Source organism: Candidatus Dormiibacterota bacterium, assembly GCA_035635555.1.
Classification (GTDB): domain Bacteria; phylum Acidobacteriota; class Polarisedimenticolia; order Gp22-AA2; family Gp22-AA2; genus Gp22-AA3.
The window spans coordinates 134,096-160,943 of sequence record DASQAT010000001.1; the positions used below are offsets into that span (position 1 = coordinate 134,096).

The 26,848-nt window shown below is 67.5% G+C and carries 9 protein-coding genes; 4 read left to right on the top strand and 5 right to left on the bottom strand.

Going from position 1 to position 26,848, the window contains the following annotated elements:
• Nucleotides 1-71: 71 nt before the first annotated feature.
• Nucleotides 72-2,546, bottom strand: coding sequence for a MopE-related protein (locus VEW47_00535; GenBank protein HYS03655.1), 2,475 nt, complete (start codon nucleotides 2,544-2,546; stop codon nucleotides 72-74).
• A gap of 23 nt (nucleotides 2,547-2,569) precedes the next feature.
• Nucleotides 2,570-3,415 (bottom strand): hypothetical protein, encoded by an 846-nt coding sequence (locus tag VEW47_00540; protein HYS03656.1) that lies wholly within the window; start codon nucleotides 3,413-3,415, stop codon nucleotides 2,570-2,572.
• Nucleotides 3,416-3,561: 146 nt separating this feature from the next.
• Between VEW47_00540 and VEW47_00545 the strand changes: the two genes are divergently transcribed.
• The 4 genes from VEW47_00545 to VEW47_00560 all read left to right on the top strand — a co-directional run bounded on the left by VEW47_00545 (nucleotide 3,562) and on the right by VEW47_00560 (nucleotide 11,661).
• Nucleotides 3,562-7,080, top strand: coding sequence for a CHAT domain-containing tetratricopeptide repeat protein (locus VEW47_00545; GenBank protein HYS03657.1), 3,519 nt, complete (start codon nucleotides 3,562-3,564; stop codon nucleotides 7,078-7,080).
• A gap of 172 nt (nucleotides 7,081-7,252) precedes the next feature.
• Nucleotides 7,253-9,946: a protein kinase gene (locus VEW47_00550; GenBank protein HYS03658.1), complete on the top strand. Its 2,694-nt coding sequence runs from the start codon at nucleotides 7,253-7,255 to the stop codon at nucleotides 9,944-9,946.
• Between the two features lie 17 nt (nucleotides 9,947-9,963).
• Nucleotides 9,964-11,250 carry a hypothetical protein gene (locus VEW47_00555; protein ID HYS03659.1) on the top strand — a complete coding sequence of 429 codons (1,287 nt, stop codon included), beginning with the start codon at nucleotides 9,964-9,966 and terminating at the stop codon, nucleotides 11,248-11,250.
• 144 nt (nucleotides 11,251-11,394) lie between these two features.
• Nucleotides 11,395-11,661: a hypothetical protein gene (locus VEW47_00560; protein HYS03660.1), complete on the top strand. Its 267-nt coding sequence runs from the start codon at nucleotides 11,395-11,397 to the stop codon at nucleotides 11,659-11,661.
• Nucleotides 11,662-12,035: 374 nt separating this feature from the next.
• Here VEW47_00560 and VEW47_00565 read toward each other — a convergent pair whose 3' ends face one another.
• From VEW47_00565 to VEW47_00575, 3 genes are all read right to left on the bottom strand, one after another.
• Nucleotides 12,036-16,232, bottom strand: coding sequence for a MopE-related protein (locus VEW47_00565; GenBank protein HYS03661.1), 4,197 nt, complete (start codon nucleotides 16,230-16,232; stop codon nucleotides 12,036-12,038).
• A 343-nt stretch (nucleotides 16,233-16,575) separates the two neighbouring features.
• The gene (locus VEW47_00570; GenBank protein HYS03662.1) at nucleotides 16,576-21,672 is read right to left on the bottom strand and encodes an OmpA family protein; all 5,097 of its coding nucleotides are present in this window, start codon (nucleotides 21,670-21,672) and stop codon (nucleotides 16,576-16,578) included.
• A 5-nt stretch (nucleotides 21,673-21,677) separates the two neighbouring features.
• A complete protein-coding gene (locus tag VEW47_00575; GenBank protein HYS03663.1) occupies nucleotides 21,678-26,789 on the bottom strand; it encodes a hypothetical protein in 5,112 nt (1,703 codons plus the stop codon).
• Nucleotides 26,790-26,848: the final 59 nt, after the last annotated feature.

The following is a 26,848-nucleotide window of genomic DNA, read 5'->3' on the forward strand; positions in this document are numbered from 1 at the left end:
CGGGCCCGGATGGGGCCCGCGAGAATCACCCCATATTATACGAAGCAGCGCCGGCTTCCGATGAGTTTCCCTCAGGGGCAGGCGCCCGGGGCCGCGGCAATCTCGGCATCCCGCGAGCCCTGCTGCGAGGATGTCCCCTCGTCGTAGGTGCCCGGCCCGCTGCAGACGTTGACCTCGCGCGCGAGATACCAGTAGGCGTCGCCGCTGGGCGGCTTCCCCCCATCGGAGACGGAACGCCCGGCCTGGTCGTTGCCGAGACAGATCTCCGTCGCCGCCGTGAAGTTCCCGCCCGAGGACGCCAGACTCGAGATCCGTCCGCGCACCAGATCCCCCGCCTGCCCGCCTGCGAGCGGCGTCCAGGAAATAGTCGCCGAACCCCCGGAGCCCGTGACGGAGAGCTCCGGACTGCCGACGATCGGCGGAATCGAGTCGTCGACCACACCGTCGCAGTCGTCATCGACGCCGTTGCAGACCTCCCCCGAAGGGGGTCCGGGCGAGCATTGGTACTGGATTCCGCCGTTGACGCAGACCGTCCCGTAGGAGCGCTGACAGGCGCCGGTGCCACAGATGGCGCCCGGCAGGTACAGGCCGCCGTCGTCGAGCGGGCGCCCTTTGAATCCGCCCCAGACGATCAGGCGTCCCGGGCCGGAGAGGTATGCCCCCCGGTCGAACGACCGCGGGAGCGGCTCCCCCAGCGTGGTCATCGCCGACCAGGTGCCCGCCGCGTAGCGCCCGCCGCCGCCGATCGGGCGGCCGAGCGTGTCGTCACCCCCCCAGACCAGCATGTCGCTTCCGGTCCAGACCGCAACGTGGCTGCTGCGCGCGGCCGGCGCGCCGCTCTGGGGCAGCGCAAACCACCTGCTCAGCGCGGGGACGAAGCGGGCGCCATCGGCGAGCGCGTTCGACGCGACGTCCTGGCCGCCCCAGACGATCATCTCGGTCCCCGTCCAGATCGCGCTGTGGTGCGCGCGCGCCGTCGGTACGAAGAGGGGGCTGACAGGCGCCCAGGTATTGCTCGCGGGATCGTATATCCCGCCCGTGTTGGTCACGGGCGCGGTCTGCGTCCCGCCGCCCCAGACGATCATCCTGGTGCCGGTCCAGATCGCGGTGTGAAAGACCCCCCCCGCCGGGGCGTTGGTCAGGGACGTGGAGCTCCAGGTGTCGGTGGTCGGATCGTAGACGCCGCCGGTTCGAAGGACGTTGCCGGCCGCGTCGAGTCCCCCCCAGACGATCATCTTGGAGCCGGTCCAGACGGCCGTGTGGTACATGCGAGGCGTGGGGGCGTTGAGCGGGGTCGTCGGGTCGACCCATGCGCCGAGGGAGGGATCGTACTGGCCGCCGGTATTCGTTCTCCCCGAAGCCGTCGATCCGCCCCAGATGATCATGGTTTTTCCAGTCCACACCGCGGTGTGATTGAGGCGGGGGGCGAGGGCGCGGGCCAGCGGGAGCGCCGTCCACAGGCCGGTCGCCGGATCGTAGGTCGCCCCGGTCTGCGTCAGGCCCGAGGCCACAGTACCGCCCCATGCGATCGCGGTCGACCCGGTGCTGATGAGGGTGTGGCCGTTGCGCCCCTCGATGGCCGCTTGAGGAGCGATAGGGGTCCAGTTGTCCGGCTCGGAGACGTAGTCCTCGTCGGCCACGCCGTCGCAATCCTCGTCCACCAGGTTGCACGAGGCGTCGAGCTGGCCTGGATGGATCGCGGCGTTGCCGTCGTTGCAGTCCTGCGCGACGGTGTAGCCGTCCTGGTCCTGATCGCAGGGGTCCGGCCGACCGTCGAACGACAGCTCCATCCGGCCGAACGGATAGCACTGCAGGCCCCCAACCAGGGGGCTGAAGCTGTGCTTCACGAACAGGACGTACTCCTGACCCGGGATCAGCGGGAACCGGACCGTGCCTTCGGCGACGGCCCAGTTGACGGCCGGGACGAGTGCCGGATCGACACCGAGCTCGAGAAAGCCGTCGCTCGCGCCCGGATGGACGGTGGCTCGGCTGTAGAGCCAGCCGTTGGCGTTGGCGGAGCCCTGAAACGTCTCGTTGAACGCGACCTGCGACGATTGAAGGGGGGCGTCGGCGGCCGGGCACTTGTTGCCGCCGTCGCACGCGCACAGCCCGGGGGCCAGCGGGCAGGAGAAACAGCTCGTCGGCACCGGGCAAGGGGTCGTGCAGGGGTAAAGGGCGGGATCGCACTCCGGGGGGACGAACGCGCCGCCGCCGCTGCCGCAGACGAGAGCGCGGCAGAACGTGTCCTTGGGGATGACCGCCACCTGCCCGACCGTGGGGTAGACATTGACCGGGCCGGTGCATTGGCCGGCGACGCAGGTGCCGCCGTGGCAGTTCGCGCTGGTCGTGCACCCCCCGATGTCGGGACACGAGCCAATGACGCGCGAGAACGTCAGGACGGCGTCGCTCCCGCCCGCCGTGAAGAAGGCGTAGATCTTCTGGTACGGCTCGCCGTCGAAGGACCTGGTCAGGTTCTTGTCGAGCTTCTGAGCGACCGCCGGAGGTGTGAGCGGCAGGTGGAGGACCGCCACCGCGGCCCCCGCCAAGGCGATCCTCGCGACACACCGCATCATGGCGCGCACACCGACGGAACGGTCGCGAGGTGCACGGTGATCGCCGCGTCGAGAGGACACGGCTCGGACGACGGATACGGGGCGTAGGTCCACTTCAGGAAGAGCGCGTACTCCTCGCCCGGCAGCAGTCCGAAGATCCGGATCTGCGCCTGCCCGACCCAGGGACTCACCGGCGGCAGGCTAGTATCGGTATAGTCGGGTCCCAGGAACTTGAGATAGGAGCGACCGCTGGCGCTCACGGGCGACGCCTGCGACAACACCCAGCGGGGGTCGGCGACATCCACGAAGGTGTCGGCGAACGGAAGGTCGCTGACCGGGGCGACCGGGTCGGTTTCGCTGCAGGTGTCGCACAGGCAGAGTCCGTTGACGTTCGAGGAGGGGTTGGTACACGAACCGCCATCGCACACACCCGTGGGGCAGGCCGCGGGGGGCGGTCCCGGGGCGCACGCCGCGATGTCGCAGAACCTCGATTTGCGCAGCACCGCCACGTAACCGACCTGGACCGATTCAGGGTAGCGGCAGAGCCCGTTCCGGCACACGCCGCTGGCGCACTGGCTCCCGCTCATGCAGGGCTCGGCGGGGACGGCGCAGTCATCGGCGGGATGCGCCAGAGTCAGAACGGCTTCGTCGCTGTCGGCGGTGAAGAAGGAAAAGAACGGCACATACAAGCGTGTGTCGGTCGGGATCGTCGGGCGCTCGACGCGCTCCTCGACGACCCCCGCGGCGGCCGGCGCGTGGCCCGCCGCCAGAAGGCAGCCGATGAGGGCGGCACGGACCGCCCGCGCGGCGAGGCATCCACCCCCGGTCGGCTCGCCTCGCCGCCGGGCCTCGCGCTCCATCATGCCTCGGTATTCCCGTATCCGGAACATATATAAATGAAGGGAAAGCCACCCGTTTCTTGACGTCAATATACGCCCAAACCCGGCAAGGGGGGTGGGAAGGAGTCTAGAATTCCCGGCATGCGTAGGAAGATCCCTCCGTGTCTCGCATGATGAGCCGCGCCCGCCTCGTCCTGCTCATCCTGCTCGGGGCAGGACCGACGTTGCCGGCATCGGCCGCGGCGGGCTCCGCGTCGCCGCCCCTGCTCGTACCCGGTCACGAGCTGCGGGTTTCGCTCGACGGCGACGAGGGGCGCGCCGTCCTTCTCCGCCTGCGCGCCGGCGACCACGGTGCGGTGCGTCTCGTGCGGCAGACCGCCCCTGTCGCACTGGTCCTCGTCGATCCCTCGGGCACGGAGCGCCGCCGCGTCATCCGCGATCCGGCGGAGACGGCGGACTCGGACTGCCTGCTGCCGGCGAGGCCGGACACCGCCTGGGTGGCCGACGCCGCCGGCGCCTGGACGCTCAAGGTGCTTCCTCCTGCGGGCGCGGCCCCGGTCGAGGTGACGCTCGTCGCCGAGCGCCGACGTCCCGCGTCGGAGGCGGACCGGCGGGCATGGGAGGCGGATCTTCTGGATGCCCGGGTCACGGGGCTTCTCGACGACGGCCGGGCCGCCGACGCGGTGGAGGCGGCGCGCGCGCTGGTGGAGGCGCGCGAGCGGGAGCATCGCGGGGACCGGGTCGCCCTCGCGAGCGATCTCGCCTACCTCGGCCGCCGTTTCGCCCTCATCGGGGCCTGTCAGGCGGGGACCTGGGACGCCGCCGAGACCTACGTCCGGCGGGCGCTCCTCCTGCGTGCCGCAGCGCTCCCGGAGAGCGATCTATGCGTCGCCGAGAGCCGAAGTCTCCTCGCCTCCGTCCTGTACGCCCGCGGCTCATACGAGGAGGGAGAGGTCCTCGAGAAAGCGGCGCTGGCCGCGAAGACCGCGGCCGGACCGGCCGCCGCGCCGCAGCGGCGCGCGGGTCTGCGCGACGTCGGGCTCCTGCTGTTGAAGCAAGGCAAGTACACCGAGGCGGAGCCTTTTCTGCGCGGCGTCCTCGAAGCGATCGATCGAGAGCCCGCCGCCGACGCCGGGGCGCGCCCCCGCGCGCTCCAGGCCCTGGGCGAGCTGCTTCGCGCCCAGGACCGCTACGACGAGGCGCGCGCCCGGTTCCAGGAGGCCCGGACTGAGCTCGATCGTGCGCCGGCGCCCAATTTCGTCCGCCTGGCGGATGTGACCAGCAGCCTCGCCGGTCTCTATCTGGATCTGGCGGAATACGGCGATGCCGAACGCGAGGCGCGGCGCTTTCTCGACATTCTGGACGCCCACCCCGACGCCCTGACGCCGGAGCAGCGGGTCATCGGGCGGAACAACCTGGGGGAGATCTACCGGCGCCAGGGGCGACTCGAGGACGCCGAGCCGATTCTCACGGACGCGCTGGCCGCGGCCCGCCAAGCGCTCTGTCCCGAGAACCCGACGCTGCTGTTCTTCCGCAACAATCTGGCCATGCTGTACGCCGACCGCGGCGAGCGGGAGCGCGCGGAGGCGCTCTACCGCGAGTCCCTCGACGCCACCGAGCGCGCGCTCGGTCCCAGGCACCCGAGCGTCGCCCAGTGCCTGCACGATCTGGGCGGGTTCCTCCAGGCCTCCGGCCGCGCCGCCGACGCGGTGTCGCTCGCCGACCGCGCCCTCGCCATCCGCGAGGAGGTCTTCGGCCCCGATCACCCGGTGACCGCGTCCACGCGTCTGGAGCGCGCCCGGGCGCTCCTGGATTCCGGGAATCCGCCGGAACGGGTCCTGGCCGAGGTCCAGCGCGCCCGCACAGCGCTCGCCGCGAGCGCCGTCGACCCGGAATCGGAGGTGGAGGCCGGCGTGCTCGAGGCCGACCTGCTGCGGCGCCTCGGGCATCGCGATGAGTCGGTGGCCGCTCTGGAGAGGACGCTTCTGGGGATCGAGCGCCTCCGGCCGCGCCGAGGGGGCGGTGAGGCCACGCGGGCCGACTTCCTCCGGCGCCATCTGGCCGACTACGACCGGAGGATCGCGTGGGCCGTCGAGAGCGGCGACGCGGCGGCGGCCTTCGCGTGGACGGAGCGCTCGCGGGCGCGCGCCTTTCTCGACGTCCTCACACTCGGGACCGGTGACGTGCGCCGATCCGTGGCTCCCGCTGAACGGACCCGCCTCGAGGCGCGCGAATCGGAGGCGGCGGCCGAGCTGGCGGAGGCGCAGGCGCGGGCCACGTTCGAGCGCGCCCGGGCCGATCTCTCCCGCGAGGATCGCCGGCGGCGGCTGGTGGATCTGGACGGACGGGTGGACAGGGCGGCGCGGGCCCTGCGGCTGGCCCAGGACGATTTCCGCGCCCACAGCCCTCTGTGGCGCGACGCCATCACCGCCGCCGGCGGGACGGTGACCGCTGAGGAGGCGCGTCGCGGCGTCCTGTTGCCTCCCGGCGGCTGGCTTCTCGAGTACCGCATCGGCGCCGAGGCCTCGTGGCTGTTCGCACTGCCGGCGGACGGCGGCTCCGTCGAGGCCATCCCCCTGGCTCTCGACGGCGACGAGGCGCGGGTGCTGGGCGTCCGGCCGGGTCCGATCACGACGGCGATGCTGGAGACGATCCTGATCGGCCGCGCGAAGGGGGGCGGCGTCCCATTGCTCCTGCGTCTGGCCTCACCGCCGTCATCGGTCGCCGACGACGAGGAGGAGACCGTCTCTCTCCTGGCGGTCCTCCGGAGGGCGCTGATCCCCGATCGCCTCTGGCGCCGGGTGCGGCGCGCGCCCGAGGTGATCCTGGTCCCCGACGGTTCTCTCCTGATGCTGCCGTTCGAGGCGCTCGTGACGCGCGGCGGCCGCGACTGGCGCGATGCACGCCTGTGGCTCGATGACGGCCCGGTGATCCGCTACGCGGCGTCGGCGACGTCGATCGTCAACCTGGCGCGCCGGCCCGCCGTTCCGGCCACCGGTCCGCCGCCGGTCCCAGGGCGACCGCCCGCGGCCGCGTCCCCCTGGGTCCTGTCGGTCTCCGATCCAAATTACGGCGGGCGCTACCCTCCCCTGCCGGGCACGGCGAGGGAGAGCGCGGCGCTTCGTGACGCCTTCCGGTCGGCCGGGTTCCCGGACGCGGTGAAGGTCCTGGCGGGGGACGCGGCGAACGAGCCGGCGGTGCGCGCCGCCCTCCCCGGAATGCGTTACCTGCACCTCGCGACCCACGGACTGGTCGATCCACGGAGGAGCGATCTGCTCGCCGGCCTGGCGCTCGCAACACCGCCGGGCACGCCGCCGGGACCCGAGGCGGACGGCCTGTTCCAGTTGTTCGAGATAGACGCCACGCGCGTGGACGCCGAGCTCGTCGTCCTGTCGGCGTGCGACTCGGGCGTCGGGCGGCGCATCGAAGGGGAGGGAGTGTTCTCCCTGGCGCGTGGATTCTTCGCGGCGGGCGCGCGCCGCGTCGTAGCCACGCTCTGGCCCGTCTCCGACACGTCGAGCGCCGATCTCGTCGGCGAACTGTTCCGCCGCATGGCCGACGACGATGCCGCGGCCCGCGACGCACGGCCGGCGGTCGCCCTGCGCGACGCAAAGCGACTGCTTCGCTCCCGCCCCGACACCGCGGCGCCTTTCTTCTGGGCGCCGTTCACGTTCAGCGGCCTGCCGTAGACGGGCGGGGCGCGGAATGGATGTCGGGGAGCCAATTGTGCTGGGGATGCGGCCATGCCTGGATCACGATCCCCCTGCTGGCCTGGCTGGCCCGAATTATAGGTGCCGTTCTTGCACGCTGCCATGGCTCACACCAGGCACGCGAGGCGAACCGTCTATAATCGTCGGCTCCATGGCGCTCAACGTCGGCAGAAGGCTCGGTCCATACGAAATCCTCGACCCCATCGGGGCCGGCGGCATGGGCGAGGTCTACAAGGCGCGCGACACCCGGCTCGACCGCATCGTCGCCATCAAGGTCCTGCCGGCGCATGTCTCGTCGAATCCCGATCTCAGGGCACGTTTCGAGCGCGAGGCGCGGGCCCTGTCCGGATTCCAGCACCCGCACATCTGCAGCCTGTACGACGTCGGGCGCCAGGAGGACCCCGGCGGGTCGGTCGACTTCCTCGTCATGGAATACCTCGAGGGGGACACGCTGGCGGCGCGCCTCGCGCGCGGCGCGTTGCCGACGCCCGAGATGTTGCGCATCGCCATCGCGGTCGCCGACGCGCTCGACAAGGCGCATCGACAGGGCGTCGTGCACCGCGATCTCAAGCCGGGCAACATCATCCTGACCAAGGGCGGCGCGAAGCTGCTCGACTTCGGCCTGGCGAAGGAGCGGCGTGCCGGCCTGGCCGTCGACTCGATGACCGCGAGGCCGACTCAGGCTCAGCCGCTCACGGCGCAGGGCACGATCGTCGGGACCTTTCAGTACATGGCGCCGGAGCAGATCGAGGGGGCCGAGGCCGACGCGCGCGCCGACATCTTCTCCTTCGGCACCGTCCTCTACGAGATGGCGACCGGCCGGTGTCCCTTCGAGGGAAAGACGCAGGCCAGCGTGATCGCCGCGATCCTCGCCGCCGAGCCGCAACCGATCACCACGCTGCGCCCTACCGCCCCCGCCGCCCTCGATCGCGTCATCCGTACCTGCCTGGCGAAGGATCCGGACGAGCGCTTCCAGTCCGCACACGACCTGCTGCTGCAGCTGCGCTTCATCGCCGCCGACAGCTCAGCACCGGCGGCGGCCGCGGTCGCCGGACGGCGCGGACGGCTGTGGGGCAACCCGCGTATCGCCTGGAGCGTGGCCGCGCTGTCCTCGTTCCTGGCGGTTGGGACGATCTCGATGCTGATGCGCGCCCCGGGGCCCGCGCCGCAGCCGGTCCTGCGCGCCGTCATCCTGCCGCCCGAGAAGGTGGCCCTCGACGTCACGGGCGATTTTGCCGGACCGGCGGTCATCTCGCCCGACGGAACGCAGGTCGCCTTCGTGGCCCGCGCTGAGGGGATCAAGTCGATCTGGGTGCGCCCCCTCAACGCGCTGGCGGCGCATCGCCTCGACGACACCGAGGCTGCCTCGTTTCCGTTCTGGTCCGCCGACAGCCGGCAAATCGGGTTTTTCGCGGAGGGCAAGCTCAAGCGGGTTCCGGCCGCCGGCGGCCCGACGGCGATCGTGGCGACTGCTCCCAACGCACGCGGCGGCACGTGGAGCAAGGACAACATCATCGTCTTCTCGCCGGACTACCAGGGCGGTCTCCTGCGCGTCCCTGCCTCGGGGGGCGCCGCGGTGCCCGTGACAGCCATCGACTCGCACAAACACTCCACGCACCGCTGGCCGTTCTTCCTGCCCGACGGGAGGCACTTCCTCTATCTCGCCACCAATCATGCCGGCGGCGACCCCGAGGCGAACGGCATCTACTTCGCATCGATCGACGGCGGAGAGCCGCGATTCCTGATGCCGTGCGTCTCGAACGCCGTGTACGCCAACGGCCAGCTCCTGTTCCACGCCCAGACGGCGCTCATGGCCCAGCCGTTCGACCCCGGGAGCGGGCGATTCCTCGGCGACCCGGGCGCCCTCGTCGACGGCGTGCAGTTCGATCCCGGCATCTGGCGCATGGTCTCGAGCGTTTCCGAGACCGGGACGATGGTGTACATGCGCGGTTCGGCGGTCCTCGGCTCCGAGCTGGCCTGGTTCGATCGCACCGGCAAGGAGGTCGGGTCGCGCCTGCCGCGGGACAGTTACCGGGACCCGACCGTCTCCCCCGACGGCAGGAAGCTCGCCGTCGCCCTCGGCGATCCGTTGCGCACCATCTGGATCATCGATCTCGCGCAGGGCACGCGGGCGCGCCTCACCTTCGACACCGCGGTTCACATCAATCCCGCCTGGTCGCCCGACGGCAGGTACGTCGCCTTCACGTCCGGCGCCACACCCGGCGCCAGCATCCACCGGAAGGGCGTGGATGGCACGACACCGGACGAGCTGCTCGTCGAAGAGAAGGACGCCACGTTGCAGGCGCCGGCCTTCTCGCCGGACGGCAAGTATCTCGTCTACCTGCGGGCGACCGGGCCTTCGGGAAACGGAATCTACGCCATGCCCCTGGCCGGCGATCGGACACCGCGGGTCGTGGTCCCCTCTCCCTCGGCGCAGGCGGTGCTCAGTTACCCCCGCGTCTCACCCGACGGGCGCTGGCTTGCCTACGGATCCAGCGAAAGCGGACGCTCCCAGCTCTACGTGACCTCCTTCCCGAGCGGCTCCGGCAAGTGGCAGGTCTCCATCACCGGCGGCGACATGGGAGCCTGGAGGCGCGACGGCAGAGAGATCTACTTCACGGGCGGCAGCGAGCTGCAGGCGGCGGACGTCACCGCGGTCGGGGGCCAGTTCAATCCGGGCCCCCCCCGGACCATCGCGCACCTCGGCAACGCCATCGCGAACGGACGCATCTTCGACGCGATGCCGGATGGCAGTCGATTCATAGCGCCCATCGTGCCCACCGACGCCGCATCGCTCATGCACCTGCTGGTCAACTGGCCCGTCGAGCTCGAAGCGAAGAAGTGAGGATGGCGGAGGGCACGATGACAGGCCAGCGCCACCCGATTCTCTTTCCTCTGCTCTTCGCGGCCTTGCTGGGCGCCATCACCCTCATCCTGGGCGAGGTCGCTCTTCGGACGTTCCTCGAGCGAGCGCTGGGCAGGCCCCCCGCGGACGCCGAACGATCCGCCGAGCACCAGTTCTGGCAACGCGACGATTCGCTCGGCTGGTCCAACATTCCCAACGCGTCGGGACGCTTCACCAATGGCGCGTTCGACGGCCAGGTCCACTTCGACGAATTCGGAAACCGCATGAACGCGCCCCGGGGGACCCGGGTGGCGGGCTACCGGAATATCTTCTTCCTGGGGGACAGCACGACCGCCTCGCTGGAAGTCGACGATGACGAGACCGTGCCCGCCCTACTCGAACAGGCCCTCCGGCGCCGGGGCCAACGGGTCAACGTCATCAACCTGGGCGTACGTGGATACGGGACGGATCAATCAGCGCGCAAGGCGCTGATGCTCTCCCGCAGCCTTCCCCCGGATGAAATCGTTTACATGTACGTGGAAAACGACTCCTGGGACAACAACGTGCTGCGGGAGCCCGGCCGCAAATACGGCAAAGGGATCTATCTGCGCCGCGAGGGGGAGCCATTGTTCGCTTCGTACCGCGACCCCGTGCCCGAGGACCCGGAAGACTTCCTTGGCATAGTCGTATTCGATCAGGCCTGCCGTCCCGCCCTGCACACCGGGACCTGGAAAAGAGATCCGCGTCCTCACGAGACTCCGCGCCGGTGGCTGGACGATCATCTCTACCTCGCACGCGCTCTCGGCCGGGTGCGCCACGCCCTGGAGGATCCGGATCCGTCGAGCATCGACCCCGATCGGATGATTCGCGAGCAGGGGATCGCCTGGAGCGACGACTTCTTCCTGGCCTATTCCGACTCCGGGATCGTCGGCCGCCGCTGCGCCTCCTACTTCGACGCCCAGATGCGCTTTCTGCTGGATCGTTTGCGCCGGATTCCAGGACTCAGGCGCCTCAGCGTGGTGCACTATCCAGACTGGGCGGTGGCGAAGAATCTGAGGGAGGGACTGCCGTCGCCGCGAGTGGACAATTTCCGTCTCCTTGTACGCGAAGGGCTGCTGGACGGCTACCTGGATCTCACGGAGCTCTATCTCCGGGAGCGGATCCGCCCGGGGGATGTGCAGTGTCCCTACGACGAGCACTTCTGCGAGCGGGGACCCAATGGCTCGCCACGCACATCCTGCACTGGCTCGAGCCGGCGCAATGAAGCGTGGGGTGCAGACCCTCTTGCACATGGTCGCGGCTGATGGTAGATAAGAATCTGCTTTTGCTCACCCCATTGCTGGTATGGGAACCGGATGCCCGAGTTACCGGCGGTGCCGCCGGCCACGCGGGATGGGCCCGGCCCCCTGTCCCCGGAAGCCTCGATGGGCCGCGAAAGGAGAACGCAAATGTATAGGCCGATTCGCAACGTCGTGCGCTTCGTGCTGTTCATCGGTGTGCTCGCGTTACTCTCGGTAGCGCTGTCCACGTCCCTGCCGAGCAACACGCCCTACGTATCCGCCCTCTCGACGGCGAGCCTTGGCTCGGACGCGCTCGCCGCCCCGAAATGCAACCACAACTTCTGCAGTCACGGCACCTTCTGCGTCCGGGATGTGTCGAGAAATATGAACTGCACGCAGACGGGCACCATGAGCTGTACCGCAGTCTCCTGCTAGCGTAAGCGTCGGGAAGGGGGGCCGGTGGCACCGCCGGCCTCATTCGAGCCATGGATTCAAAAGCATCACTTGACTCCCGGACTGCAATTCCGCTCCTCGGAGAGATCTGTCCGGCTTCCTTTCATCCGGAATGCACACACAACGGTTACGGTTCTTGGCGGTGCGCAGGGAGATCGCGGTTTGCTCGCGCCGATCATGCGCTGCAGAAAATCCATGGCTCGAAGTGCTTTGTCGCGTTGTTCAGAGTATCTGGCCGTGTACGGGGATGACGATTTCGGGGATCGTCCGATCCCCAAAAAACCGGGCAGTCCCCGTCGGTGCAGACGAGAGTCTCGGGAGGAGGGGAGCCCAGTCGCGCCGTTGGTCAGTCCGCATTATTTCCGGGGATGTTCCATCGAAGCGACGGCTGATCTGATCGGTTCCCCGGGACAGCGAATGTCGCAGGAGGAAGGCTCTGCCGGCCACGGGCTCGATTCCGTCCCCCAGCCGCTCGCGTTCTGCCCTTCACGATACTGCACGAGGTAGAAGAACGCTTTCCCCGTAATTGGGGTCGCTCCGATCGGGCCTTCGGAGTAACTGGCCTCGGTCCGCCCCACTGCCAAAACGTGCACGGGTCCAAGCCTAATCTCTCCATTCGACACACTGATTTGACTCACGTCACCCTGGATCACGTCGTACATCTCGGCACCGCTGACCGCGTTCCAGTACAGGTGCGCCATGCCCGGAGTACCGTCGCCCTCCAGGCTCAGCATCACAGGCTCGGGGCCGGTCCCCTCGTCATGCGGCACAGTCACGATCCCCAGAGCTGATGCCGTATTCCCCGACGCATCACGCGCTGCGTAGGTCAGCGTGTACACCCGCCCTGGTCCATCCCCCGAACGCTCCGCTCGCAGCAGCACGGAGGCGTCTGGTGTGCCGATGGAGGCGTCTTGGATATCCCCCGTCGTGTTCCCGTCCCCGATCCCTGACGCGTCGTCGGGCTCGCTGCTGGTTGCAGAGAACAAAGTGACACCCGCCAGTGGATCACAGGCATCCCTCACCTGCCACAACGCCTGCACTGGTACGATGCGGTGGTTGGGTGGCCAAAGCAGTGTAGAACTCAAGGCCAATGTTAGTTGCGGCGGTATCGTGTCGACGATCTCTACCCTCTGCTGGCAACTCGAATGGTTGCCGCTCGAGTCCGTGGCTTGCCAGATGACCACTCTCGCGCCGAGTGGAAGCGTGGCAGGAGCATCGCTCACGACTTGCGGCTTGGTGTCGCAAGCATCGGTGACAAGCGGGGACCCAATGCCCCCCGAGGTCGCTGGACATTCCAGGGCGATGCCCGGGGGACAAGCGATTATCGGAGCAGTCGTATCGCGGAGAACGGTTTCACCGTCGCATTGGGTTCCTGTCCCGTCGGAGCGGCACTGCCGCTTGCCGATCACCTGATGACACTCGTCGAGGTCAGCGCTGCACGCTGCCCCCACGTCAAAGCCTTCGTCGATTAGGCCATCGCAGTTGTTGTCGGTTCCATCGCATGATTCCGCAGCACCAGGATGGACAGCTGGATTGTTGTCATCGCAGTCCCCCTGACACACACTGAACCCGTCTCCGTCACCATCCAAGGAGACAGCGTACCGGCCTCCCGTATTGGTAGGCGGCCCGCCGATATTGCCACCCCACACTACCATGTAGCTTCCCGTCCAGATCGCAGTGGCCCCAGGTCCATCCAAGGGAGCATTCGTCCGGGAGATGAGAGCCCAGGTGTCCGCGACCGGATCGTACCGGCCACCGGCGTCATACGGGCCGTAGCCTATGCTGCCTCCCCATACGACCATGAGCCTGCCTGTCCAGATTGCCGTGTGACCCTGCCGAGCCGCGGAAGCGCCAAGGGTCGACGTGGAGGACCAAGCGTCGGTTGCGGGGTCGTAGCGGCCTCCAGTGTTCAGTGCGCCAAGCGACATGTTGTAGCCACCCCAGACGACCATGGCGTTCCTCGTCCAAATGGCGGTATGCCCCACCCGAGGCGTGGGGGCGCCGCTCGTCGAAGTGGGGGTCCAGGTGTCAGTCGTGGGGTCATACCGGCCACCACTTCTCAGATGTGAAGACCCGTCCCGACCACCCCAAACCACCATGACGCTTCCGGTCCAGACGGCTGTATGGCCCGCACGAGCGGCGGGGACACCGTTCATGGTGGTAGGAGCCCAGGAATCCGTCCCCGGGTCATATCGACCGCCAGTGCTAAACACGGAGAAATTGTTCGCTCCACCCCACACGATCATCTCTTTCCCAGCCCATACGACCGTATGACCTGAACGGGGCAAGGGGGCGTTTATCTGGGACGTAGCATTCCAGGCGTCCGTTGAAGGGTTGTATCGACCGCCGGAGCTCAGAATGCCGCCGGGACTTCCTAGCCCTCCCCACACGATCATTTCGTTTCCCGTCCAAACGGCCGTGTGGAAATAGCGTGCAGAAGGCGCCTCGGTGGTCGCAGTTGGGGTCCAGGTGTCGGTGGCGGGATCGTAACGGCCGCCGGTATTCATGCCACCGCCAAATCGGTCTTCACCTCCCCACACGATCATTTCGTTTCCCGTCCAAACACTCGTGTGGTTCCAACGTCCCGTCGGGGCCCCGGTCCCCGACGTTGGAGTCCAGCTGTCGGTGGCGGGCTCGTACCTCCCGCCGGTGTTGAGCGAACCAGACGCCGATCCGCCCCACACGACCATCACACTTCCCGTCCAAACCGCGGAGTGCTTCCAGCGAGGCGCGGGAGCGTTTATCGTCGACGTAGCACTCCAGACGTCGGTCGCCGGGTCATAGCGGCCACCGGTATCGAGCAACTCACTCGCCGTGGCGGACAACCCACCCCACACGACCATCTCGTTCCCAGTCCAGACGAGTGTCTGACCGAAGCGTGGTGACGGTGCGTTGATCGACGACAGGGGTGTCCACGTATCAGTCGACGGATCGTAGCGACCGGCGGCATTCATGGTCGTCTGGGTGACGCCGCCCCAAACAATCACGACTCTGCCAGTCCAGACGACAGGGTTTCCCACACGTGGCGCTGGCGTTTCGATCGTCGACATGGGAGTCCAAATGTCTGCGGCAGGATCGTATCGACCGCCAGTGTTGAGAGATGAGCGGCCGTCATAGCCGCCCCACACGACCATGACGCTGCCAGTCCAGACGGCACCCGCCTGTTCGCGAGGCGAAATTGCGTTGACCGTCGAAGTGGCCATCCAGGTATCGGTCGTCGGGTCATATTGTCCACCCGTATTCAGCCACGGTGAAGCAGGCGATAAATCCGTAAGCCCGCCCCACACCACCATCCGCGTGCCGGTCCACACAGCAGAATGTTTGGTCCGAGACAATGGGGCATTGTTCGTAGAGGTCGGGGACCAAGTGTCCGTGGTCGGATCGTACCGTCCACCGGTATTGAGAAAGCGGCCTCCCTGGCCACCCCACACGACCATGAGGCTTCCTGTCCAGACAGCAGTGTGGTTGGAGCGATCCGATGGCGCGTTGGTCGTCGAGATGTCTGTCCAGGTATCCGTGGCGGGATCGTAGCGGTTGCCGATGCTCGATTGCGAGTGTCCGCCCCACACGAGCATGAGACTTCCAGTCCATACTGCGGTCTGGCTGTCGCGCGGAATAATACCGAGCGACTGATTGTCCCACGTGTCGTCCGCTGGGCACGTCATGCTGGGGACAGGGAGCGAAAGGTCATCCTCGGCAACAGTGACTTGCTCGAGAGGCGGCTCATCCAGCGACGCCTCGACAGAATGCCACCACACGCCCCACTCCAACTTTGCCAGAGAGTACGTAACAACATCCATCTCACTTTCGCTCTTGGACAAGATGACACGGACGCTGAGGCTATCTCTGTCTTCTTCGATTGGCCCAATCTCGCCGATCTGTTCCGGCAACCGCGCACGAAGTCGATCGAATTCCTCAGGCTCGACCAAGCCCTCGGGCAATTCGCGTTCTTGATGATGAGCTGCTTCTATTGACGCTTCGGGCTCTCTTCGCCGCTCAAAACCGCCGCGCAGAAGACGCGTCACCCTTCTGGATGGGTGGCTCGACCACGGATTGATTGTGCCTTTCACGAGCTGCTCACGGAGCGCTTCAATCGCCTGGCGCTGCTCGTCGTGAATATTCCTGTCGTACGCGAAAAAGCTTCTGGTCAAGCGGTCGATGAGCCTCGGACCAGTCAAGCATTCTTGGATGAGGAAAGGATCGCTCCCAAGTGCTGCATACAGTTCACGGAGTCTTTCGGGCATCCGGGTTTGCCGGGCGATGCGCTCCGTCTCCCTTCGGAGCATTTCGGCCGTCACCGGCGTATGCCAGAACCTCTCAAGCGCCACCCTTTTCTTGAGGTAGGTTCTCACTTTTTGTTCGAGAATTGAAACGGGGACGGCCTTTTCGAACGGCTTCGTCGCGCCAATCTGGTGGGAGTAGTAGACACGTTCAATGGCTTCTTGCGCCTTGACCCGATCCTCGAAGGTCAGATCGCGCGCAACTGCTTTGACCGAGGGAGCAAGTGCGACAACCAGCGAGAGCAATGCAGGTGGAGCGAAACGACGGCGCATGGCTGCCCTCTCCTTCAGACTCAGGTCGAGGCCGACTTCGACGGCTCTCGGCGCTGGTGGAATGGGGCAAGAGATGCAAATTGTGTACGCCAGACGGGGCCTTCTGTCAAGTAGTTCCGATGCCACCTCCGGTGCCCGCCACGCCTCTCCTGCGTCAGTCCTTGTCGGAAGAGGCCCCCGCCGTCGACTGCGCCGGCTTCGCGTTGTCCTCATCGGCCCGAGCAACGGTGGGGGCGACCGTCTCTCGCACCACGATCCCTCTCTACACCTGCGGCACATACAGGACAGCAGACTGGTGGAGACGGCTAGACGGCCACGCGGCGGAGCTCTCTGTCTGCGGGCGTCACATGCTGCCGACGAGATTGAAGAATGCGCCTCGGTGGTCGTAGCTCAGGTTGGTCAGGTCATCGGAGAAGTCGGTGAAATTGTAGCCGGCTCCGACCTTCAGGTGCTTGCCGAGGTAACGATAGATCGCGCCCAGCCCGCCGCTCCGGCGTTGACTGACATCCGGGAGATCGAGCATTCGCCCCTCGACCATGCCCTCCCAGTCCTTGCGGAACCGCCAGTCCGCACGCAACACCACGAGGTGCGCGGCGTTGTCGAAGAACACCGGCTGCTCGCGATCAAGGCTCACCTGTCCCAGGCGGTAGGCATACTTCCCGCCGATCGACCAGGCGGCCGTAAGGTCGTAGGTCAGATCGAACGCCGCGATGTGGCTCTTCTGTATGAACCCGGCCGGGGTGTCCTGCGCTCCTACCTGACCGGTGGTCGGGAGGTTATAGAAGTACGTGTACTTGGCCAGGGCGCTCAGCCGGTCGTGCCGCACCGGACGGTACGCGTAACCGACCACGGCCTCGGTGTAACCGCCGTTGTAGAACTCGCCGAGCGAGCTGTTGCTGAACGAGTGGTTCAGCTTGCCGATCACGCGCCAGTCCGGTGTCAGCTGGAACTTGAAGCTGTTGCGGAACAACCACGCGGTCCTTGCATCATGCGACGTGTCGAGTTGTTCCGCGTCATCCTGGCGATACTCGATCGCGCTCGAGAGCTGAACCGTATCCCGGTTGTAACCCATCCGGACTCCAACCGCCGTGCGATCGGTCTGAGCGCCGGTCTGTGAATCGATCAGCGTGCCGAACTCGGCGCTGCCGCCGAGGTTCCAGCGCTCTTTTGCCACGAGGTTGACCCCCGTGGCGTGCGTGAGGCCGCTCTGGGACCCTACGTCCTGGTGACGCTCCTCGAGATAGACGCTGGACCTGTCGGAGAGCCTTTGCTTCACGCCCGTGACCATGCTGCTCCGACGGACCGGCACGCTGGCGTCCGGTTGGTCGTTTTCCAGCAAGTAGTTCAGGTACAGACTGGTCCGCTCAGAAACCAGGAAGCTGGTGCCGAGCCTGCCGCCGGGCCCAAGGTCCCCGTCGGATGCCTCCCCGTCGAGCTTGAAGCGTTTCGTCAGGCGATAGGAGCCGCCCGCGCCGATGCGCCCGTTGCCTTCACGGTCGCCGCTCGAAGCGACCGTATCCTGGACGAAGCCATAGGCGCGCCATGAGGTGCCCGGGTCGAACGCGACCTGCGCGACCGCGTCCGTGCGCTCGCCCTGTTCCTGGGTCAGCGGGACAACCGGCGAGCGGTCCTCGCGCAGATCGTTACGCACGCCGGTGCTGACGCTCCACTTGTCGGTCAGCCTGTAACCCACGTCCAATTCCATCGCCCTGCGCTCGAGCCCCAGCTGTTCGGTGCTCTGATCGCCCTTGGCCGCCAGGCTCAGACGACTCGTCACGGGCATCTTGAACGTGCCGCCGTATTGCTCGATGTCCTTGATCGTCGACTGGTCCGGAGCCGAGTAGCCGGAGTCGCGATTCTGCTCATAGAGAGTGAGGCGGCCCCTGGCTCCCGTGATGAAGTCGCCGAACCCGACGCTCAGGTCGGCGCGATAGGCTCCGGCTTTCGCATCCGTGAACGACAGGGGGTCGAAGCCGGAAAAGCCGAATCCGCCGTCATTGGACCGCAGCGAGCTGGAAACGAGACCTTCGCTCTGGCCCGCCTGCACCTTGAACCAGGAATCGGTGCTCTTCCGCAAGGTCAGGTCCGCGGCGCCGAGCTTGCTGGTGACGTCTCCTTCGTGGTTGGAGTTGGCGGTCAGTCCAACCCGCACGTGGTCGCCAAACCAGTAATGGCCCTGGCCGCCGGCGGCCATCGCGTTCAGATCGCCGAAGCCGGGCGTGAACTCATAGCGCGCCACCAGAAAGGCCTCGTCGCCGCTCACGCCGCTGGTGCGCACAAGCAGGTTGTCGGCGGCATTCCACGACAGTGGCTCGGAAAGCAGCAGCCGGCCCTGCAGGTAGTCGATGTCGTAGTCGATGCCGGGCCGCAGGTCCACGACCCCCGTGACGATCTGCGAGTCCTTGTCGCGGATCTCGATACGCACGCGCTCGGAACCCGTCAGGATGTCCTGGTGGTGCAGGAAGTAGAGCGACCCGCCGGTTCCCCGGAACTCCTCGAAGCTCGGCACTGTTCCGGGTTCGGCGGCGAATCCGTCGACGCCGCTCCGTCGCTCGCCAAAGCTGGTGGTGTCTTCGGAAACATAGTGCGCGTTGGCGCCGTACAGTCCGCGATCGACCTGGGCCAGCTCGTTGCCCAGAAAGCCGACCTTGAAGTTGCCCCACATCCCGTAATTTTCGCCACGGCTCGCCTTGACGTAGAGCTTGCCCAGGGTCGGCGCCATGTCTTCCACGGAACCGTCGTCGCCGAACGTCGGGTAGTGAGAGTCGGGATCGATGCGCCGGAACAACGAATCGGGCGACTTGTCGAGGAAGTTGCTGAACATGTCCTTCACCGGACCTTCGCGGGTATCCGCGCTCGCCGTCAATCGCCAGGTCTCGTTCACCTTGCCGTTCACGTAGAACGCCAGACGACCGTCCACGGAGGAATCGAAGGGCTGCGGAGCGTTCTCGCCCTGGAGCAGATCGACCGGACCGTGCGAGTGGGTGTCGGACACCGTGAGGTCGGCGACGCCGACGTAGAACAGGTCCCGGCGCTTGAACTCCAGGTCGCGAAGATACAGAGAGCCGTTCCCTCCATCGTCGAGCACCGCGACTTCGACCGTATGCGCGCCGGGCGGAAGGATCTCCTCTGCGACGAAGTTGCCTTGCGGGTCGACCGGAACCTGGCGGCCTGCCACCCAGACCGTGTGGCCCATCGGTATACCGCTGCCCTGCACCCTCACCGTGCCGCCGTTCATCGGAATCTGGTGGCGCGCCAGGTCACTCTCGCCGTAGGCGGCCAGCAGCTCGCTCGGCGGCGCGGCCGCGGCCGGCGCGCCCTTCACCCCTTCCGCGGGCTCCCCGCCGCCGGACTCGCGGACCAGCCACAGCGGCCGCGCATCCGTCTCGTCGAAATGGCCCGCCGCGTCATAGGCCCGCAGCACGTACTTGAGCTCGCGCACCGGCCCCCGGAGGCTTTCCGCATGCGGCTGCCACTCCGCCTGGCCCGCCTCGTCGACCGCGATGATTTTGAGCGGTGCGGCCTGTAATGACTTCTCCGGCTCGAAGATTCGTATTTCGGCACGCTGGATGAAGCTCGAATAGTTGTTGTACATCCGGAAACGCACGACCGATGCCACTGGACCGCCGCCCTCGCGGCTCACCGCCACGGCGACAGGATGCGCCGCGACGGCGAGCCGAGGCCGCGACTCGAGATTGTCGAAGTGGAACTGGATCCTGGACTGGTCGAGCGCGACGTCGGTGCAGCGCTGGATGTCGGAAGAGCTGCGACCCGGGTCGTCGATCGGCTTGCCGTCCACGGTGATTCGCATCACGTTCAGATCGAAGGGGCTCTGCGGACTGATCTCCCGGTTCATCCGCGTGACATCCACGCCATCGTAAGTGTCGAGCGGCACCGGTTCGTCGTACACGACCTGCACGCGCACGAACGATCTCTCGCCCTGAACGAATCCGCCATTGACGACGTCGTCGGTCTGGACGTAGCCGCGCCCCTCGTGCTCCGCCCGGGCACCCGACAGCTGCGGATCCTGCAGGACGAGGTCCATGGCGCGGCGCGCCCGCGCCGCGGAGAGGCCGACGTCGTCGCCGTACACGTCCGCGGTGCGCCGGTCGAGGCGCTCGTTCTTCGTGTAGCCGATGAACCGGAGGCGCGGGTTGGTCCGATCGGCGATGTCGGTCAGGGCGCGATGCAGGTCCGCCGCGTATCCGGGCGGAATGATGGGCTGGCCGTCCTGGAGCGCGAGCTCCGCAAGGGTGCCCCAGGGGGGATCGTAGACCTTGGTCGTCAGTTCCTCGCCCACATCGCCGGGACAGAGCTGCGGCTCGTCCGGCAGCTCCTGGAGCGGATCGTCGTACCAGAACTCCGCCTCGATGCGACGATTCAGCGCCCGCCCCTGCGCCGTCTCGTTGGAGGCGACCGGCTGCGAGGCGCCGCGACCGTCGCTGTCGATCGCCGAGGTCTTCAGCTTGAGGGCGTCCTTCATGGCCAGCGCGACGCGGCGCGCCCGCGCCTTGGAGAGCGCAAGCGGGGTACCGTAGATGCGCTCGTCGCGGGCGCTCAGCGGGGCGTCGTCCGTGTAGCCGATGAATCTGACCGTCAGGTTCTGCTTGTCGTGCAGATTGGCGAGCGACTGCCGAATCTGCTGGATGAAGGCTTCGGAGATGGGCGTGGTGTCGTCCTCGTACCGCAGCGGAACGACGAGGTTCCTGACGCGCGCCCGTCGCTCCTGGCCTTCCTTGTACCGCATCTTGCACACGGTCTCCGTTCGGCAGACCTTGATCCGCTTGGTGTCGTCCGGGACGACGACTTCCTCTTCCTTGGAGGCTTTCCGGACTTCGTCGTACCAGACTTCCACTTCGACGCGACGGTTGAGCGCCCGGCCCTCTTCGGTGTCGTTCGAGGCGACCGGCTGCGTGTCGCCGACCCACTCGTAGGTGATCGCTTCGGGCGGCAGCCCGAGCGTCTTCTTGAAATACTCGGCCACCTCGCCGGCGCGCTCCCGCGAGAGGCCCATGTTGTCCCCGAACTGGCGTGCCAACGGTTCGGAGAGCCGCTGCGAATCGGTGTGCCCGACGAAGTGGACGCGGACGTTTTTCCGATACCGCATGCTCTCGAGGATCCGGGTGAGCTTCGTGACGTAGTCGGGCGGAATCTTCGCGACGCCGGATTCGAAGTGGATCGGCGGGACGACGTTTCTCAGCTTGACGGTTTCGAGCTTCTGGCCGACGACCTGCCGGGTCTCCAGCCGATCGCCCCGCTCGCCTTCGCGCAGCGTCTGCTCCTGTGCCCATTGCCGGAAGGTCTGGTCAGAGGACAAGTGCCGCTCGACCGCCTCGCCCGGCTTGTCCTCGTCGGGCGAGGCGTCGCCCGCGGAGGCGGTCATCGTGAACCCGACCAGCAGGAACGCGAGGAACAGCGGCAGAATGCGGCGGGTGTTCATGCCTGTCACCCGCCGCCCGGCGCGCGCACGTCGGGTTGCTTGGGCGGGCCGCCCCGGCGCCAGAAGATTTCGGGCTCGATGGTGAGCGGGTAGGAGTTCGCCGCGTCCCAGGCATCGGTCACCTGCCGCTTGACCGCTTTCACCCGCCGGTCGACCAGGGCCGCGTCCTCCGTATCGGCGACGTAGGACAGCCGCAGGACCGCCGGCGCCTTCCGCAGCTCCTGGACCAATAGATTGATTCGCGGGCGCCATTGGACGCGGATGTCGGTCGAGCCCGGCTCGAACGCCGCATCGGACAGGTCGATGGCGACCACGCGGTGGATCGACGCCCCGAAATCGATGCGCAGGGCCTTGCCCCGCGTGGCGCGCTTGACCTGCAGCTGGTCCGTCGACATCCGGAAGCCGCTCGGCAGGGTCCGGTCGTCGAGCTTCAGGACGAAATTGCTGCCACGGCCCTCATGGGGCGTGATGGCGCAGGTGATGTGGTACCGCCCGTATCGATCCGTCGTCGCCGCCAGACCCCGATCGGTCACCACACGCACGCCGGCCAGGCCGCCTTCGCCGTCGTCCTGCACGCGGTTGCGATTGGCGTCGTTGAAGACCTTGCCGATGACGTCGGTGCAGTCGAACGTCGGGTCGGGCACGATCCGCACGGTGGCGGTCGCTTCGCCGGAGATCGGGGCGCCGGTGATGCCGATGAGCACCTGCGCGCGGTTCACGTACTCCCCCTCGCTGACGCCGGCGCCCACGGCGAGCAGCAACTTCACCGTGTGCGACTCGGTGCCCGCGATGACGAGCCCGTTCCATCGAAGCTCGCGACCCGCGACCGACGGCTCGGTCGGGACGCCGTCGAGAACCGCGGAGCCCTTGACGTAGCTGAATCCCGCCGGGAAGCGATCGACGATGCTCACGTCGGTGAGCAACAGGCCCGCCACGTTGTGCACGTCGATCACGTACGGAACCAGCTGCCCGCGGGTCACGTTGATCAGCGGCGTCGTCTTGGAGATTGCGATCGAGCCGTTGATCTGAGGATCGAGCGGAATGTGGTTGTCGAAGATCTGGCTCGAGCCGGGCGGCTGGCTGCCGTCCAGCATGAGGCGAAGGTAGTAGACCGTGCCCGCGCTGCGTGCCGGCACCGAGGTCGCCGGCGCGAACTCCGAAGGCTGCACCTCGCAGAACAGCGCGGTGGCCGGGATGACGTCGCTGGCGCTGCCCGGGCAGGCCGGCACCGAGAACGGCGGGGGCGCCGGGCCGGACGCCGGCGGGATGATCTGCGACGGGCCGGCGACGTAGGTCGTTCCCGGAGGCACCGCGACCTGGATGAGGTAGTCACCGCCGCTCGGGCAGGCGGGGTCGCTGAAGTTGATGTCGAACTTGTAGTAACCGTCCGCGAGCGTGACCTGCCCCTGCTGGACCGGATCGTCGAAGCAGCCCGCCGGCAACGCGGTGGCGCTGCCGGCCGCCAGCAGGGTCAGGGTCGCCCCGGCGACCGGCGTGCGCGCCATCGAGTTGTAGACCACGCCGTTCGGATCGATCGGCAGGTTCAGGCCTTGCAGATTCCCGCCGGACGGCGCGATGATGTCGCTGATCCGCTGCAGTCCGTTGGTGAACAGCGAGGACGCCCGGCCGAGCATCGCGGTGTTCGGGCCCGCGCCCGGGGCGCGGAACCGCAGCTCGTACTGCACGCCGTTGAGATCGTTCGGCTCGACGCCGACGATGCGATAGGCGCCGGCGGCGTCCGTCAGCACCGAATTCCACAGCACGTTGTCGCGGTACAGGTCGACCGTCCAGCCGGCCAGCGGGCGCTCGCCGGCACCCTTGACGTTGTCGAAATTGGCGTCGTGCCAGACCGCGCCGTTGAGAACGGCAAAGCCGGGGATGCTGCCGACGACGATCGAAACGCTGGCGCTCGCCGTCTGGGTGGGCGTGTTCCAGGTGACCACGCCGGTGTTCGTGACGACCGTGCCCAGCGCGAGCGCCGGGTTGAGGACGGCCCGGAACCTGAGCGTCACGCTCCCGCCCGGCGCCAGCGGACCGTTGAGCGCGCCGTAGTCGGCGGTGATCGTCGAACCGGCGACGCTGACGCCGGCCGCCGAACCGTTCATGACAGCGGACCCAGGCACGTAGGCGAGCTGGCCGGGCGGCAGGGTGTCGGTGAGGACCACGCTCAGGGCGGGGACCGCCGCGATGTTCGTCGCCGTCACTAGGTACTCCAGCGTGGAGCCGGGCAGGGCCGGGCCTCCGCCGACCACGAGGACCTGCTTCGTGATCGAGAGCTGTTGCACCGCGCCGACCACGACGACCGTCGGCTGGGCGCCGTTCCCGGGATTGCCGTCGCCGTCGGTGAGCAGGCTCGGCTGCCCCGTGCTCGTCACGACCGCCTGGTTGCTGATCAGCGTGCCCGCGGGGGTGCCGGCGTTGACGCGCAGGTCGTACTGGAGGACCGCGGTGGCGCCGGGCGAGATCGTGCCGGCGCCCGGACCCGGCAGCGGCGGCGTCAGGTCGGACGAGCTGATGTTGATGCCCGAGGCGAGCGGGGCAACGCCGCCGTCCGGCTGCCCGACCGGCAACCCGTTCAACACCGTCGTGTTCGCGACGTAGGTCGTATTGGCCGGAACCGCGTCGGTCAGGACGACGCCTGTGGCGGGGATCGCGGCGGAGTTCTGGACGGTGATCGTGTAGCGCAGCGTGTCGCCCGGATCGACGACGCCCGGCGTTCCCAGATCGACGAACAGCGCGACCTGCTTCGTGGCGTACAGCAGCGGATGGTTGCCGACGATGTCCCGGGTCGGATCGTTGGGGATCGGCGTGTCCGGATCGTCGGACGGCTGGTCGATGACGCCGTTCGACACGGCGCTGACGAAGCCCTGGTTCGAGATCACCGTGCCGTCGGCGACGGTCGGGATCACGACCACGTCGAAGGTGATGGTGGCGACGTTGGCCGGGTTGCCGGACGCGTCGGCCGGCATCGAACCCGGCGTCGGATTGGCCGGCGAGTGGATCGGCATGCCGTTCACGAGCGGCGACAGGCCCGCGACGTCCGCGACCACAGTACCGTTCAGGGTCGTGCTGCCGGCGACGTAGGTGGTGTTCACGGGCGGCACCGCGTCGCGCAGCACCACGTTCACGGCGTCTTCATTGCCGATGTTCTTGACCGTGATGGTGTAGCGGAGCGTCTCGCCGGCGAGCAGGACGTTCGGGTCGCCGGTGAGGTCCGTCGAAATCTTCTGCACCCGGAAGGCGGCTGCGGACACGATCGTCACCCGCGTCGGATCCTCGTCGCCCGCAACGAAGGGATCGGCGATGCCGTTGACGGTCGGGTCGTCGCTCACGCCGAGGGCCGTGCCGCTGGCGGCACGGAACGTCGCCTGGTTGCTGATGACCGAGCCGTTGGCGAGGGCCGGCTTCAGGGTGATGTCGAACTGGACGACGAGCTGGCTGCCCAGCGGCAGACTCAGGTTGCGGACGTCGAGGACTCCCGTGCCGCTGGGGCCGCCCGCGCTGTTCGTGTTGCTGACGTCGGCGCCGGGAGGGACGCTCACGATCGTCAGGGTGCCGGCCGCGAAAGCCGGCACGGCGTTCATGGCGTCCATCACGTCGTCGATGCGGAAGTTGGCGAGTGGCTGGTCGGTGGTCTGGAAGCGCAGCGTGTAGCGCAGCCTGTCGCCGGGCGCGGCCGTCGTCGCGGGACTCGCCCCGCTGGTGAGATCCACGACCGTCTTCTCGAAGAAGTAGCCGAAGAGGTCGACCGTTACGGTGTGGGCGTCCTCGTGGTCCGCGACACCGACGGTGCCGTTGGTGAGCGTGCGGTTGGTGACGATGCGGTTGGGGTTGCTGCTGTCGCCGTTGAACCACTGGATGGCGCCGGCGACGTTGGTGAGCGTGATGCCGTCCTGCGTGCCGGCGTCGAGCTGGGTGCGGTACTGGACGATCAATCGCTCGCTCGCCCCGATGCGCGCCGCGGGGGTCAGCATCGTGAGGTCAAGGCGGCAGGCGGGCTGGCCGGTCCAGCTCAGCGTGTAATCGGTGCCGGCGACGAGCGGGCCCTTGCCCGGAACCGGGGTCACGCCGTCGGCGGCGAAGACCCGGGCGTTCAGGATCTGGGGCGCGATGTCGCACATGCCGCCCGTCGGGCCGTCCGGGAAGAGGTCGCGGAGGGAGACGTCCCAGGCGTCGATCGACCCGGTGTTCTGGACGTCGAGTGCGAAGTTGCCCCATTGCCCCAGGTTCATCGTCGCGGGACCCGACTTGTTGACGACGAGCACGGGCCCGGAGATGGTCAGAGGCGGCGAGATGCCGTTCTCGCCCGGCAGCGGCTCGTAGAACACCTTGTCGATGAGCCGTCCGAAGTCCCACTTGGCGGTGTTGACGAACTGCTTCCCCACGACGTTCGTCGGCGTGTTGTTCAGGACGACCGTCAGGTTGATGACGAACTGCCGCCCGGCCCTGACGATGGGGATGTTGTCGAAGGTGAGCACGTTGCCGACGTTCGTGAACGTGTGCGGCACCGGCGTGCCGTCGTCGAGCCAGGTGGCGGTGTGGCTCACATAGGTGAGATCCACACCCGTGGCGTTGAGGTCGTCGACGACCGTGATGCTGTGCAGGTCGTTCGGCGACCCTTGATTGTCGAGAATGGTGCCCGTGGCCGGGTCGAACAGGACCGGGATGATCAGCTTCCAGGTGAAGGGGACACCGACGGTGACGAAGGGCGGGCCCGGCGGATCCTGCTTGTCGATCTTCTCGACCGGGATCAGGATGTTCTGGCAGCCTTGATTGAGCGTGCTTGTCGAGCCGTTGACGAACCAGAGCTTGTTCTCGTGACTGGCGTTGCACGACATGTTGCCCGTGAACACGACGCTGTCGAAGATGACCAGCACCCCCCTGAGGGTGCCGTCGAAGCTGAAGTTGCTGGTCATCGGGTTGGACGCGGGGTAGTTCCGGATCCTGCAATTGCCGTCGATGTTGATCTGGGGGGGAGGGACGGGGTAATTGACGAATCCGTCGACGATCCCGCCGGCGTCGGCGACGCAATTGATCGCCAGCGCCGGGACGGCGGTCAGCAGAGACAGTGCGAAGAAGAGCAGCGCCTTCGCACCGATTGAATCCCTGACAGTCATGGTCGCCCTTGCTCCCCTGAACCGGTGATTCGTCGCTGGAGGGAGGGAGCGAGGCCGTC

What these genes read in the sequence shown, in the direction of transcription:
- VEW47_00560 (HYS03660.1), top strand. Translation starts at nt 11,395, where the DNA reads ATGTATAGGCCGATTCGCAACGTCGTGCGCTTCGTGCTGTTCATCGGT.
- VEW47_00545 (HYS03657.1), top strand. Translation starts at nt 3,562, where the DNA reads ATGATGAGCCGCGCCCGCCTCGTCCTGCTCATCCTGCTCGGGGCAGGA.
- VEW47_00550 (HYS03658.1), top strand. Translation starts at nt 7,253, where the DNA reads ATGGCGCTCAACGTCGGCAGAAGGCTCGGTCCATACGAAATCCTCGAC.
- VEW47_00575 (HYS03663.1), bottom strand. Translation starts at nt 26,789, where the DNA reads ATGACTGTCAGGGATTCAATCGGTGCGAAGGCGCTGCTCTTCTTCGCA.
- VEW47_00570 (HYS03662.1), bottom strand. Translation starts at nt 21,672, where the DNA reads ATGAACACCCGCCGCATTCTGCCGCTGTTCCTCGCGTTCCTGCTGGTC.
- VEW47_00540 (HYS03656.1), bottom strand. Translation starts at nt 3,415, where the DNA reads ATGATGGAGCGCGAGGCCCGGCGGCGAGGCGAGCCGACCGGGGGTGGA.
- VEW47_00565 (HYS03661.1), bottom strand. Translation starts at nt 16,232, where the DNA reads ATGCGCCGTCGTTTCGCTCCACCTGCATTGCTCTCGCTGGTTGTCGCA.
- VEW47_00555 (HYS03659.1), top strand. Translation starts at nt 9,964, where the DNA reads ATGACAGGCCAGCGCCACCCGATTCTCTTTCCTCTGCTCTTCGCGGCC.